Annotated in this window: 8 protein-coding genes, 2 tRNA genes and 3 rRNA genes; 9 read left to right on the forward strand and 4 right to left on the reverse strand. The window is 48.9% G+C overall.

Features of this window, described 5'->3' with window-relative positions; translation table 11 throughout:
- Window position 1 precedes the first annotated feature (1 nt).
- The 8 genes from lspA (at window position 2) to rrf (ending at window position 7,599) form a co-directional block, all read left to right on the forward strand.
- Window positions 2-502 (forward strand): signal peptidase II, encoded by a 501-nt coding sequence (lspA, locus tag ACZ5DR_RS06690; RefSeq protein ID WP_377365713.1) that lies wholly within the window; start codon window positions 2-4, stop codon window positions 500-502.
- On the forward strand, window positions 499-924 hold the full coding sequence (locus ACZ5DR_RS06695) for an FKBP-type peptidyl-prolyl cis-trans isomerase (protein WP_377365711.1): 426 nt from the start codon (window positions 499-501) through the stop codon (window positions 922-924). The genes lspA and ACZ5DR_RS06695 overlap by 4 nt, the downstream gene beginning before the upstream one ends.
- Entirely contained in the window at window positions 924-1,877 is a 954-nt protein-coding gene (gene ispH / locus ACZ5DR_RS06700) for a 4-hydroxy-3-methylbut-2-enyl diphosphate reductase (RefSeq protein WP_377365709.1), read from the forward strand. The genes ACZ5DR_RS06695 and ispH overlap by 1 nt, the downstream gene beginning before the upstream one ends.
- Window positions 1,878-2,207: 330 nt before the next feature.
- A 16S ribosomal RNA gene (locus ACZ5DR_RS06705) occupies window positions 2,208-3,746 on the forward strand.
- A 105-nt stretch (window positions 3,747-3,851) separates the two neighbouring features.
- Window positions 3,852-3,928, forward strand: a tRNA-Ile gene (locus ACZ5DR_RS06710).
- Window positions 3,929-4,046: 118 nt separating this feature from the next.
- Window positions 4,047-4,122 (forward strand) — tRNA-Ala (locus ACZ5DR_RS06715).
- 316 nt (window positions 4,123-4,438) lie between these two features.
- Window positions 4,439-7,325 (forward strand): 23S ribosomal RNA (locus tag ACZ5DR_RS06720).
- A 159-nt stretch (window positions 7,326-7,484) separates the two neighbouring features.
- Window positions 7,485-7,599, forward strand: a 5S ribosomal RNA gene (gene rrf / locus ACZ5DR_RS06725).
- Together the 16S, 23S and 5S rRNA genes with 2 tRNA genes alongside form the textbook arrangement of a ribosomal RNA operon.
- A gap of 431 nt (window positions 7,600-8,030) precedes the next feature.
- Here rrf and ACZ5DR_RS06730 read toward each other — a convergent pair.
- The 3 genes from ACZ5DR_RS06730 to ACZ5DR_RS06740 all read right to left on the reverse strand — a co-directional run bounded on the left by ACZ5DR_RS06730 (window position 8,031) and on the right by ACZ5DR_RS06740 (window position 10,552).
- Entirely contained in the window at window positions 8,031-8,837 is an 807-nt protein-coding gene (locus ACZ5DR_RS06730; RefSeq protein ID WP_377368026.1) for a flagellin N-terminal helical domain-containing protein, read from the reverse strand.
- A 116-nt stretch (window positions 8,838-8,953) separates the two neighbouring features.
- A complete protein-coding gene (locus ACZ5DR_RS06735) occupies window positions 8,954-9,583 on the reverse strand; it encodes a LysE family translocator (RefSeq protein WP_377368024.1) in 630 nt (209 codons plus the stop codon).
- A gap of 78 nt (window positions 9,584-9,661) precedes the next feature.
- Window positions 9,662-10,552 carry a S8/S53 family peptidase gene (locus tag ACZ5DR_RS06740; RefSeq protein WP_377368022.1) on the reverse strand — a complete coding sequence of 297 codons (891 nt, stop codon included), beginning with the start codon at window positions 10,550-10,552 and terminating at the stop codon, window positions 9,662-9,664.
- A 177-nt stretch (window positions 10,553-10,729) separates the two neighbouring features.
- Between ACZ5DR_RS06740 and ACZ5DR_RS06745 the strand changes: the two genes are divergently transcribed.
- Window positions 10,730-11,725 carry a phosphotransferase gene (locus ACZ5DR_RS06745; protein ID WP_377368020.1) on the forward strand — a complete coding sequence of 332 codons (996 nt, stop codon included), beginning with the start codon at window positions 10,730-10,732 and terminating at the stop codon, window positions 11,723-11,725.
- Between the two features lie 13 nt (window positions 11,726-11,738).
- Here the strand turns inward: ACZ5DR_RS06745 and hrpB are convergent, their stop codons facing one another.
- Complete coding sequence (hrpB, locus tag ACZ5DR_RS06750) at window positions 11,739-14,204, reverse strand: ATP-dependent helicase HrpB (RefSeq protein ID WP_377368018.1); 2,466 nt, start codon at window positions 14,202-14,204, stop codon at window positions 11,739-11,741.
- Window positions 14,205-14,323: the final 119 nt, after the last annotated feature.

Genomic DNA, 14,323 nt, shown 5'->3' on the forward strand with positions numbered 1-14,323 from the left:
TATGTCAGTGATGTTGAAACGAGTCCAGCGCTGGTGGGCGCTGGCAATCGCTCTTTATGCCTTAGATTGGATCACCAAGCAGGCTATTGAGGCGAACTTACACTACGGGCAGGAAATCTCTATCCTGCCCTTCTTTGATTTGACCTTACGTTACAACACGGGCGCGGCATTTAGTTTTCTTGCTCAAGCTGGTGGATGGCAACGTTGGTTCTTTTCCTTGATTGCGTTGGGTGTCGTAGTTGGTATCAGTTGGCGTTTAGCGAACATCGGCCATACTAAGAAGCTCGAAGCCTTGTCTTTGACGCTGATTATGGCGGGAGCCATTGGTAACCTACACGACCGATTGGCCTATGGCCATGTGATTGATTTTTTACAAATACATTGGCAATCCACCTGGTATTTTCCTGCGTTTAACGTGGCAGACAGTGCGATTACCATAGGTGTGATTTTAATGTTAGTGGAAGGGCTCTTGTTTAAGGACCCAAAAGGTAAGACAGAATGAGTATTAACGAGCAAAGCCGGATTACATTGCATTTCGAATTGGCGTTGGAAGACGGACAGATAGTGGATTCCAATTTTGACGCTAAGCCTGCTCAGTTTGTCTTTGGTGATGGGAGTTTATTGCCGGATTTCGAGGCTGTGTTGCTTGGTTTAGAGGTGGGCGAAGAGGCGAACTTCAAAATGGCGCCTGAAAAAGCGTTCGGCGCCCATAACCCAAGTAATGTCCAGACACTTCCGCGTAGTTCATTCTCAATGGACCTAGAGGAAGGCATGGTCGTATCCTTTGCTGATTCCGCTAAAAATGAATTGCCAGGTGTGATCAAAACCATCGGCGATACCCAAGTTGAGGTGGATTTTAATCATCCACTTGCAGGCCATACATTATCCTACCGCGTGAAAATCATCGCGGTAGAGGAGGCGTAATGTCGTTTTCTATTCAACTGGCGAACCCGCGTGGATTTTGTGCTGGGGTTGATCGTGCGATTGAAATCGTAAATCGTTGTCTTGATATCTTTGAAGCACCTATCTATGTGCGCCATGAAGTGGTTCACAACAAATTCGTTGTAGAGTCTCTTAAAGAGCGCGGAGCCGTATTTGTTGACGAACTTGATCAAGTTCCTGATGACCACATTGTGATCTTCAGTGCACATGGTGTTTCTCAAGCAGTTCGTGCCGAAGCGGACCGACGAGGTTTAAAAGTCTTCGATGCTACCTGCCCATTAGTTACCAAAGTGCATATGGAAGTTGTACGCTACTCTCGAGATGGCATGGAATGTGTGCTCATTGGTCACGATGGCCATCCCGAAGTAGAAGGCACTATGGGACAATATGACGCTTCAAAAGGCGGAGCGATCTACCTAGTCGAGACCCCAGCGGATGTGGCTAAGTTAAAAGTTGATGATCCAAGTCGTTTGGCCTTTGTGACCCAAACAACGTTATCAATGGATGATACCTCTGTCGTAATCGATGCATTGCGTCAGCACTTTCCACTGATTCAGGGCCCTAAAAAGGACGACATCTGCTACGCCACTCAAAACCGACAAGATGCAGTAAAAACATTGGCACAAGAATGTGACCTTGTTTTAGTCGTTGGGTCTGTGAACAGTTCTAACTCCAATCGTTTGCGTGAGCTGTCTGAGCGCATGGGGACAAAAGCCTACCTGATCGACAATGCGTCGGAGGTAAAAGCGGAGTGGTTAGAAAGTATTGGCTCCATTGGTATTACTGCGGGCGCTTCGGCTCCTGAAGTTCTTGTTAATGAAGTGATTGAGCGTTTGAAGCAAGAAGGTGGTGAAGCGCCCCAAGAGCTTGATGGGCGTGAAGAAAACATCTCATTTTCAATGCCGAAAGAGCTTCGCATTATTGAAGTCAGTTAGTTTTTGCAGTTTGAAGGAATTTTTTTAAACTTTTTTGAAAAAGTACTTGCACTAAATCTGTAGATCCTTAATATACGCCCTCGCTGACACGGGCAGCGCTTCAAAACAACGAAGCAGCTAGCCAAACAAACTAAGTCAGCAACGCTCTTTAAAATAGATAATCAGATAATTTGTGTGGGCGCTCGCTGGAGACTTCAGCAGACCTTTTTAAGGTCAAAAGATTTGAAGTCTTAAACGAGTGAACACGTCAATTCGCTTTACGTTCTTTAATCTTAGGGTTGAAGAATATAGTTAAAGTCAGATGTGATTTGTGAGTTTGAGCAAACTTTTAAACTGAAGAGTTTGATCATGGCTCAGATTGAACGCTGGCGGCAGGCTTAACACATGCAAGTCGAGCGGAAACGATGATAGCTTGCTATCAGGCGTCGAGCGGCGGACGGGTGAGTAACGCGTAGGAATCTGCCTAGTAGTGGGGGACAACATGTGGAAACGCATGCTAATACCGCATACGCCCTACGGGGGAAAGGAGGGGATCTTCGGACCTTTCGCTATTAGATGAGCCTGCGTGAGATTAGCTAGTTGGTGGGGTAAAGGCTCACCAAGGCGACGATCTCTAGCTGGTCTGAGAGGATGATCAGCCACACTGGGACTGAGACACGGCCCAGACTCCTACGGGAGGCAGCAGTGGGGAATATTGGACAATGGGGGGAACCCTGATCCAGCCATGCCGCGTGTGTGAAGAAGGCCTTAGGGTTGTAAAGCACTTTCAGGAGTGAGGAAGGGTGTGCCGTTAATACCGGTATATTTTGACGTTAACTCCAGAAGAAGCACCGGCTAACTCTGTGCCAGCAGCCGCGGTAATACAGAGGGTGCAAGCGTTAATCGGAATTACTGGGCGTAAAGCGCGCGTAGGTGGTTTGTTAAGTCGGATGTGAAATCCCAGGGCTCAACCTTGGAATTGCACCCGATACTGGCAGGCTAGAGTACGGTAGAGGGGTGTGGAATTTCCTGTGTAGCGGTGAAATGCGTAGATATAGGAAGGAACATCAGTGGCGAAGGCGACACCCTGGACCGATACTGACACTGAGGTGCGAAAGCGTGGGGAGCAAACAGGATTAGATACCCTGGTAGTCCACGCCGTAAACGATGTCTACTAGCCGTTGGGGATTTATTTCTTTAGTGGCGCAGCTAACGCGATAAGTAGACCGCCTGGGGAGTACGGCCGCAAGGTTAAAACTCAAATGAATTGACGGGGGCCCGCACAAGCGGTGGAGCATGTGGTTTAATTCGAAGCAACGCGAAGAACCTTACCTACTCTTGACATCCAGTGAACTTTCCAGAGATGGATTGGTGCCTTCGGGAACACTGAGACAGGTGCTGCATGGCTGTCGTCAGCTCGTGTTGTGAAATGTTGGGTTAAGTCCCGTAACGAGCGCAACCCTTATCCTTATTTGCCAGCACTTCGGGTGGGAACTCTAAGGAGACTGCCGGTGACAAACCGGAGGAAGGTGGGGACGACGTCAAGTCATCATGGCCCTTACGAGTAGGGCTACACACGTGCTACAATGGCGTATACAGAGGGCAGCGAACTTGCGAGAGTAAGCGAATCCCAAAAAGTACGTCGTAGTCCGGATTGGAGTCTGCAACTCGACTCCATGAAGTCGGAATCGCTAGTAATCGTGAATCAGAATGTCACGGTGAATACGTTCCCGGGCCTTGTACACACCGCCCGTCACACCATGGGAGTTGATTGCTCCAGAAGTAGCTAGCTTAACCTTCGGGATGGCGGTTACCACGGAGTGGTCAATGACTGGGGTGAAGTCGTAACAAGGTAGCCCTAGGGGAACCTGGGGCTGGATCACCTCCTTAAACGATATGAAGCTCTGGTGAGCGTTCACACAAATTATCTGATGTCTGTAGTTTAGAGTGTTGTCGTCTGATTCAGATTTGAATTTGGATGCAGACAGTTGTTTTGGGTCTGTAGCTCAGTTGGTTAGAGCGCACCCCTGATAAGGGTGAGGTCGGCCGTTCAAATCGGCCCAGACCCACCAAAATCCCAATAACAGCGTTATTTAAGTTCTCGTTTAGCAGGCTAAACGTCAAACTTAAAGCCTTGTTCTTGAAATTTTGGTGATCTAATAAGTTTTAATACTTAGATTTAGAATATATGGGGCTATAGCTCAGCTGGGAGAGCGCCTGCTTTGCACGCAGGAGGTCTGCGGTTCGATCCCGCATAGCTCCACCACTTCCCAAGTGGTACATGACACAACACACAAAGCCTTAAGCAAGATGCTTGGACAGTCAATCGAGAGACAGTAAGTCTTACATCGATGTCGACTGAAACTTCCTAGTCTCTGACTTAGTGCTTTGCACTAAACTTGCTCTTTAACAATTTAGACTTTTTGAAATAGACGATAATCAAGCGTCAAACCGGTGGAATCCACATCTAACCCATGTGAGATTCTATGATCGTAAATCCAGTGCTGAACAAAAGCAGCGTTGGTATGTAGTTCAAAATAGCGACTAACTTAGGTTAGATAAAAAACTATTTTGGGTTATATGGTCAAGTGACCAAGCGTGCACGGTGGATGCCTTGGCAGTCAGAGGCGATGAAGGACGTGGTAATCTGCGAAAAGGTTCGGGGAGTTGATAAACAAGCTTTGATCCGAACATGTCCGAATGGGGAAACCCACCCGCTTGCGGGTATCGTTAAGTGAATACATAGCTTAACGAGGCGAACCCGGGGAACTGAAACATCTAAGTACCCGGAGGAAAAGAAATCAACCGAGATTCCCTTAGTAGCGGCGAGCGAACGGGGATTAGCCCTTAAGTTGATTTGGTGTTAGTAGAAGGCTCTGGAAAGTGCCGCCATAGTGGGTGATAGCCCCGTATACGAAAACGCCTTATCAATGAAATCGAGTAAGACGGGACACGTGTTATCCTGTTTGAATATGGGGGGACCATCCTCCAAGGCTAAATACTCCTGACTGACCGATAGTGAACCAGTACCGTGAGGGAAAGGCGAAAAGAACCCCAGTGAGGGGAGTGAAATAGAACCTGAAACCGTGTACGTACAAGCAGTGGGAGCCGACTTAGTTCGGTGACTGCGTACCTTTTGTATAATGGGTCAACGACTTAATGTTAGTAGCAAGCTTAACCGTTTAGGGGAGGCGTAGGGAAACCGAGTCTTAATAGGGCGTTCAGTTTCTAGCATTAGACCCGAAACCGGGCGATCTATCCATGAGCAGGTTGAAGGTTGGGTAACACTAACTGGAGGACCGAACCCACGTACGTTGAAAAGTCCGGGGATGACTTGTGGATTGGAGTGAAAGGCTAATCAAGCTCGGAGATAGCTGGTTCTCCTCGAAAGCTATTTAGGTAGCGCCTCGCGTATTGCCATTGGGGGTAGAGCACTGTTTGGGCTAGGGGGTCATCCCGACTTACCAACCCCATGCAAACTCCGAATACCAATGAGTATGAGCGCGGGAGACACACGGCGGGTGCTAACGTCCGTCGTGAAAAGGGAAACAACCCAGACCGTCAGCTAAGGTCCCAAAGTTACAGTTAAGTGGGAAACGATGTGGGAAGGCTTAGACAGCTAGGAGGTTGGCTTAGAAGCAGCCATCCTTTAAAGAAAGCGTAATAGCTCACTAGTCGAGTCGGCCTGCGCGGAAGATATAACGGGGCTCAAACTGTACACCGAAGCTACGGGTTTACACTTTAGTGTAAGCGGTAGAGGAGCGTTCTGTAAGCCGTTGAAGGTCAAGCTGTAAAGCAGGCTGGAGGTATCAGAAGTGCGAATGTTGACATGAGTAACGATAAAGGGAGTGAAAACCTCCCTCGCCGGAAGACCAAGGGTTCCTGTCCCATGCTAATCAGGGCAGGGTGAGTCGGCCCCTAAGGCGAGGCTGAAAAGCGTAGTCGATGGGAAACGGGTTAATATTCCCGTACCGATGTATATTGCGATGGAGAGACGGAGAAGGCTAGGCCAGCACGGCGATGGTTGTCCGTGTTTAAGATGGTAGGCTGAGTACTTAGGCAAATCCGGGTACTTAAGGCCGAGAGTTGATGACGAGCCCTCTTTTGGGTGAAGTGGTTGATGCCATGCTTCCAGGAAAAACTTCTAAGCTTCAGATATACATTGACCGTACCCCAAACCGACACAGGTGGTCAGGTAGAGAATACCAAGGCGCTTGAGAGAACTCGGGTGAAGGAACTAGGCAAAATGGCACCGTAACTTCGGGAGAAGGTGCGCCGGTTAGGGTGAAGGATTTACTCCGTAAGCTCTGATCGGTCGAAGATACCAGGTGGCTGCGACTGTTTATTAAAAACACAGCACTCTGCAAACACGAAAGTGGACGTATAGGGTGTGACGCCTGCCCGGTGCTTGAAGGTTAATTGATGGGGTTAGCGTAAGCGAAGCTCTTGATCGAAGCCCAAGTAAACGGCGGCCGTAACTATAACGGTCCTAAGGTAGCGAAATTCCTTGTCGGGTAAGTTCCGACCTGCACGAATGGCGTAACGATGGCCACACTGTCTCCACCCGAGACTCAGTGAAATTGAAATCGCAGTGAAGATGCTGTGTATCCGCGGCTAGACGGAAAGACCCCGTGAACCTTTACTATAGCTTCACAGTGAACTTTGAACCTACTTGTGTAGGATAGGTGGGAGGCTTTGAAGTGCAGACGCCAGTTTGCATGGAGCCAATCTTGAAATACCACCCTGGTATGTTTGAGGTTCTAACTCAGATCCGTTATCCGGATCGAGGACACTGTGTGGTGGGTAGTTTGACTGGGGCGGTCTCCTCCCAAAGAGTAACGGAGGAGCACGAAGGTGCGCTCAGCATGGTCGGAAATCATGCATAGAGTGTAAAGGCAAAAGCGCGCTTAACTGCGAGACAGACACGTCGAGCAGGTACGAAAGTAGGTCTTAGTGATCCGGTGGTTCTGTATGGAAGGGCCATCGCTCAACGGATAAAAGGTACTCCGGGGATAACAGGCTGATACCGCCCAAGAGTTCACATCGACGGCGGTGTTTGGCACCTCGATGTCGGCTCATCACATCCTGGGGCTGAAGCCGGTCCCAAGGGTATGGCTGTTCGCCATTTAAAGTGGTACGCGAGCTGGGTTTAGAACGTCGTGAGACAGTTCGGTCCCTATCTGCCGTGGACGTTTGAGATTTGAGAGGAGCTGCTCCTAGTACGAGAGGACCGGAGTGGACGAACCTCTGGTGTTCCGGTTGTCACGCCAGTGGCATTGCCGGGTAGCTACGTTCGGACGGGATAACCGCTGAAAGCATCTAAGCGGGAAGCCTCCCTCAAGATAAGATCTCACTGGTACTTTAAGTACCCTAAAGAGCCGTTCGAGACTAGGACGTTGATAGGTTGGGTGTGTAAGCGTTGTGAGGCGTTGAGCTAACCAATACTAATTGCTCGTGAGGCTTGACCATATAACACCAAAGTGGTTTTGCTAAGCTCTGAAGAAAACAGAGTGAACTACAAAGAATTTACGATAAGCCGGTTTGAATGCTTGGTTATCGACTGTTTCAAAAAAGTCTAATTGTTGAAGACTCAAGTTAACGAATTTGCGGTAAACGCATACCAGTTTGCTTGACGATCATAGAGGCGTTGAACCACCTGATCCCATCCCGAACTCAGAAGTGAAAAGCGCCATCGCCGATGGTAGTGTGGGAGATCCCATGTGAGAGTAGGTCGTCGTCAAGCTTCAAATACGAAGCCCTGATCAGTAATGGTCAGGGCTTTTTTGTGCTTGTTTAAAAAGTGATTAACCCCATCCTAACCTTCCCCTTGAAAAGGGGAAGGGACGTGAGATGACACCATGCTCCGAAGGAGCCAGTGGCAGACATCCGAAGGATGCCCGCAGCGGATGACGCGCAGCGTCAGATCATTGTAGGTCGTTTACATTAATGACGAGGCAGATTAACCCCATCCTAGCCTTCCCCTTAGAAAGGGGAAGGAACCTGAGACCTCAGTGCGTGAGTACGCTTCTATAAAGGGGTCAGATCCCTTTACGTACATCAGTTTCAGGCAATCCCCAATAGTATAGGGATTTGACCCCTACGAATCCGAACCCCATCCTAGCCTTCCCGTAAAAATGGAGAAGGGACATGAGATGGCTGCATGCACATCTATTTTTAGCTGCCGAGTAGGTTAAGGGCTCTGTTTGCATCAGCATTCGCTTGGGCTTGTACGGCGATAGAAGATCGTTCCAGGATATCTGTGACGACTTGGCTGCTTACCACTCCCGCAATGTCAGCGTCTTCGATACGGGAGCGGGCGCTGGATTCGTTCACTTGTCCGTTGAGTAAATTATCTACTCGTGCGCTGAATGCATTTTGAGTTGCACCATACTCTGCATTGAGAGCTCCAATACTTTCAATGCTTTGATCCACCGCAGCGATGGCATCATCAAGGCTGCTTACGTCCGTAATATCAAACGAGGTTAGACCAGCACTGGTAAAGGTGTCATTTAAGTCCGCTGTTCTGACACCTAGTGTGTTATTAGCATCTGCTCCCACTTGAAAGTCGATAGCTCCGTCTTGGGTCAGTAATTCCTGCCCGCCGAAGGTGGTGGAACCAAGCGTACTTTGAATGTTTTCCAGTAGTTGGTTTGCTTGGTCTTGTAAGGCGTCTCTATCTGCGGCGCTGTAGGCGCCATTACCCGCTTGTATGGCGAGCTCTCTGAGTGAATTCAGGTCGTTGGTAATGGATTCGAGGCTACCTTGAGCGATTTGAGTAACGGATACCCCAGTGATGCTGTTTGCAATGGCTTGTCCATTGCCGTCAATCTGGCTAGTAAGACGGTTGGAGATTTGAAGCCCTGCGGCATCGTCAGCGGCACTGTTAATCCGCTTTCCACTGCTTAGGCTGTCTTGGCTGCTGGCGGAGGATTGTGTCGCCGAACTATTTACATAGTTACTGCCATTAATTGAAATACTCATGGAAAGGCCTCGTAAACGTAATGGAACTTAGACCTTTCAGTATAGACGTTAAATTTAGAAGGGAATGGCGGGAAGTGATATCACAGCAGGAGTGTTTTCCTGCTGTGGGGTGTGACTTAGTTTCGAGTCAGCAATACTTTTAATCCTAGGGCAATCATGGCTCCACCTAAGATACGGTCGATCCAGTGTCCTATGGCGTTAAATTTGGCTCTGACTTTTGGTGCAGACAACAGCATGACGACTGTAGAGAACCAAGTCATTTGAATCATCATCATCCATAGGCCATAGGCGGCCAATTGATACAGTGGTAAGTCTGGTGAAATGACCAAGGTAAATAGGGCAACAAAGTACACCGGTGCTTTGGGGTTTAAGGCGTTACATAGGAAGCCAACACCAATGCTCTTGCTAGTTGAATAGGTTGGGATGTTGGCGACTTGCATGTCATCTGCTTGGTTCGAAGCTTTTGCTCGAATGCCTTTGTACCCAAGGTAGCAAAGATAGCCTCCCCCAAGGATTTTAATGGCCCACAATAGTGTTTCTGAGCTGGCGATGACAGCGGCTAAGCCAAGGCTAGAATAGATAATGTGTACGGACAACCCTAGGGTAATGCCCAGACTGCAGAGTAAACCGGCTTTACGGCCATTTTTAAGGGACTGTTGTGATATTAAAACAAAGTCTGGTCCTGGAGACGCAGCAGCCAATAAGTGCACTGTGCTGATTAAAATAAGGCCTTGGAAAAAATCCATCTCCGCTCTCCTTGAAAGTGAGTAATTGTCGGCTCGGGAATGATCGAGTGTAACCAACCCTCGATGTACTGTCGAACCTTATGAACGACAGTGCACGGGGTCCCGCAGTAGCGCTTTTTTTAATGCCATGGGAGCAGCAAAAGAGCTGCCTTTGATTGGAGGCCAGAGCGCACTCGGTAAGGCGTCGTAGCTATGACTGCTTAGTGCCTCAATGGGGATGTCTTGGCAACCATTTCCTGTAATGTCATAGCCGACCGGCATCCCCGTGGCATCATCGACTCGTTTGAGGTGATACGCCGCTTGCTCATACACGTCCACAAAGGCGTTGTCAGTGATGAAGTAATTGAGCTCTTCCTCTGCTGCACCCACGGTCGTGACACCGTCAGCAAAGGAAAGGGTATTGATCGTTCTTGGGCCGCTGTTGCCAGAGATGGTGTACACGGTGGCACCTTGTTGGGTGAGTTGTTCAAGGGCTCTTATGACGAGATAGGTTTCTTGCCAGCTTGGAAACTCTTGCCCCCATTGCTGAATCATTTGGATGTACTGTTCTCGATGCTCCCGCACTAGGGGTTCATTAAAGGCACTCATTAGAGTGGAGGATTCCCATGAGAGGATCAAAGCATCAATGGGAGTGGCGGCAAAGCGATCGTTAATACTGGTCAAGGCATTTAATATCTCCTGCATGGGGCTTTGCTGACCCGCTAAAGGATAACGTAGGAAAACAAAGCTAGGGTCACTGGCGATCAGTTGAACGATGTCCCCATGATAAAAGGCTTCTTTTTGACGATCATTATCGATGTCGAGGAGTCCATAGAGTCCTGTATGTTGGACTTTGTCTTCCTCTGATAGAAATCCCTCCATAGGTGGGTAGAATCGATCAATGATCGCAATGTAATACAGAGGTTGTTTTTCCTCAGCATGGAGGTTCCAACTGAGTAAGCAAACGAATAGGGTGAAATAACGCAGCATGTTGTGCCCTCCAAGTGTGGTAACGCCATAGATTGGTGTCCTACAGAGGCGACAGGTCCATTCGTGGTTAGCGGTGTCTTATTTAAGGTTTGGTGAGAAATAGGAATTTCTCCAAACTATTTTGATGAATTTTTTGTGACGCATACGTTAAGGTTTTTTGAAAGTTGGGGTGACGGTTTGGAACCAGAGTTATTTATTAAGGGGGCTTTGCAAGGGGATTCGGTCGTCCTTCAGGGGGTATTACAGTCCTTATGGAGTGGTTACGGGCAGATTGCTCGATATCAAGTGAAGCGGGGTTCTGAAAGCTTTTCGGTTATTCTCAAATCCATTAACTGGCGAGACATACAGGCTCACCCGAGAGGTTGGCAGTCTGACCTGTCTCATCAGCGTAAAGTGACTTCTTACAAGGTTGAAAACCACTGGTATCAGCATTGGTCTCAACTGTGTGATGAAAGAGATCGAGTGGCGAAGCGACTAGGCAGCTGGGAAAAAGAGGAGACCTTGTATCTGTTACTGGAAGATTTGGATGAAGCTGGTTTTTCCAGACGTATGGGGCAGTTGTCCCTTGAGCAAGTGACTACGGTGCTGCATTGGTTAGCGTGTTTTCATGGCCGATTTTTGACCCTTGAAGTCTCTCAAGACTGGCCAGAAGGACTTTGGCCTAGAGGCACCTATTGGCACTTGTCGACTCGCCCAAATGAATGGCAGGCCATGGCCGATAGCCCCTCTAAAGAAGCTGCTTCAGCGTTGGATCATGCCTTAGCAAGTGCCACTTACCAGACTCTGGTTCATGGGGATGCCAAGGTGGCGAACTTCTGTTTTAGTGAAGACGCTCAGGCGGTAGCAGCGGTGGATTTTCAATATGTGGGACGTGGTATTGGCTCGCAAGATGTGGCGTATTTCTTAGGGAGTTGTTTAAGTGAGCAGCTGCTTGCTGAGTACTTGGATTACTTGTTGGATGTGTATTTCAGTGAGTTATCGCGCTGTATCGTTGCCAGGGGCGAGTCCCCTGATTTGGCGGAGTCGGTGGCCCAAGAATGGTACCGCTTATTTCCTGTGGCTTGGGCAGACTTCCATCGTTTTATCTTAGGCTGGAGTCCAACCCATCACAAAAACACTCATTTCAGTGAGCGGCTCGCACAAAAGGGTGTCGATTATTTAAGGTGTAAGTAAAGAGAGTGAGTGGTTACTCACTGTCTCTAAGGGCACGATTTGTCTTAGCCGTTGCTACGGCAGTTAAAGGGTCTTCTGGCCAGGGATGTTTTGGATATCGGCCACGCATTTCCTTGCGCACGTCTGGGTATGCTTCGCGCCAGAAGAACGCCAAATCCATTGTCACTGCCAGCGGTCGTTGGGCAGGAGACAGCAGCTCTATTTTAACGGTTTGTCCTGCAATTGTAGGGCTTTGAATTTCTCCAAACATCTCTTGTAATTTTACACGGATGACCGCTTGGTCACCTTGATAGTCCACCTTGATCTGAGACCCTGACGCTACCGGGATTCGAATAGGCAGGCGATTAAGAAGCTGCTGTTGTGGCCAGTCTAAAAGCGCCATAAGAGGCTCTTGAAGAGGTAATTTTTCTAATTGTTGAATCCGTTTAACGCCTGTTAAAAAGGGCCCTAGCCAATCTTCTAATGTCTCTAGTAAGCAGTGATCTGAGGCATCAGGTAAAGTTGGGTCCAGGTGTTTGTGGGCAAAGGCAATACGCGCCCTTAGAGCCAGACTCTGATCATCCCAATTTAAGACCTGCAAGCCTTGTTTGCGAATGTAAGCACAGGTCGCCATGGTCACGGCATCGTCGGGTAGTTCGGCAATGGGCTCTTGTTTTAGCAGTAACTTGCCTAACCAAGTTTCCATTGCGCCCATTAGGCCACCATTGCTCTTATCCCATTCACATCGCTCAATCAGGTTTAGCTGATTGGCTAAAGCCTGTTCTATTTCCGCTAGTGAAATAGGATGGGTGAGGTACAAGTAATCGGCGTCACGGTCTGCATGGCCTCCTAGTTCCAGAGCGATTAAAAACTCATGGGGGGCATTAGTGTCATGATTTGGGAGCAGGGCTTGCCGTCCATTACTTAGCTTAAATACCGTCTCATTACCCTGCTGTCTTTGTCTCATGGCGATACGGTCAGGGAAAGCCATTGCTAAGCATTGGGCAAGAGAATTGGACGCTGATGTCTGTGTTGGAGGTAGATGTTTTGCTAGACCTGCTAAGGTTCTTTCCCAGGTTCGACCCTTGGCTGCCCATGCAATGGCTCCTGTAAGATCGGATTCAGACAGGGATTTAGGGGAGCCTTCGTACAATAACGCCGCTGCTGCCAAGGCTGCTTGATTGTTACCTAGCTGGCTTCCTGCCATAAGTAGCCGAGCCAAACGTGGCGGTAAGGGGATTTGTGCAAGGGATTCCCCTAGAGCCGTTAAAGCAAGGTGTTCTGCGGGAGCTAAAATCTCTAGTTGGGTTAAAAGGTCTTTGGCTTGTTGCCAATGGGCATCTGGTGGTGGGCTGATCCAATCCAGTTCTTCACGGGTTTGTACTCCCCAGCTAGCCACGTCCATAAGTAATTGACTCAGATCTTCGAGCTCAATCTGGGGGGCATTGTGGGCACTCAAGCGGTATTGTTGCTCCTGAGACCACCAGCGATAACAGACGCCAGCTTGTAAACGTCCAGCTCGCCCTGCTCGTTGGGTGGTTTCTGCTTGGGAAGCACGACGGGTGTGTAAGCGGGTGGTAGCGGTTTTGGCATCAAAACGCGCTTCCCGAGATAATCCCGAATCAATGACGACTTGAATGCCGTCGATGGTTAAGCTGGTCTGGGCAATATTGGTCGCTAGCACGACCTTGCGTTGGCCTTCTGGCGCCGGAGCAATCACTTGCTCTTGCTCGGATAGGGTCATATCTCCGTATAGTGTGAGCAGCTGTACCGACTCCATTAAGGTGCCATCCAGCATGTCTCGAACTTTGTGGATCTCTCGTTGACCCGGCAGGAATACTAAAATAGAGCCGGAGTCTGTCTGCAGGGCCGCGCGAATTTGCTTGGCCACCTGTTGTGGGATGTCTGTTTGCTTCAGTACTAGGTTGTTGTAGCGAAATTCGATGGGAAACTGTCGACCTTCGCAGACAAGGGGGTCACAATGTAATAATTGCGTTAACCGTTCGCTGTCGAGGGTGGCGGACATCACCAGCAATTTGAGGGGATCCTCTTCACGAAACAGTTCTCGCGCTTGTAGGCTCAGAGCGAAGGCAAGATCAGAGTGCAGATTGCGTTCGTGGAATTCATCAAAAATGATTAAGGCTACATCGTCTAGGCTGGGATCTTCCTGCAACATGCGGGTGAGAATTCCCTCCGTCACGACTAGTATTTGAGTGGAGTGGCTTTGTCTGCCTTCTTGTCGGATCTGATAGCCGACCCTTTGGCCTAAAGGTTCCCCTAATTGGTCGGCAAGGCGTTTGGCGGCGGATTTGGCCGCTAGTCGGCGAGGCTCCAGCATGATGATTTTGCGTTGACCTAACCAAGCTGCATCTAAAAACGCTAGTGGGACTGCGGTGGTTTTACCTGCTCCGGGGGCGGCTTCTAAGATGGCCTCATGTTGCTGGGCCAACTGAGACTGGAGTGCAGGTAAGATAGAATAAATAGGTAAAGCTAACGTCATACGGAGTTCCTAAAGCAATACCCTATGATAACGGTAATTCCTTTGGAATTCAGGAGACAGGCTATGTTAATACCTCATTAACATAGCCATGATAAAGCTTATTTAGTCGAGTCTTAATC

The sequence above is a fragment of the Marinomonas vaga genome (genome assembly GCF_055388305.1).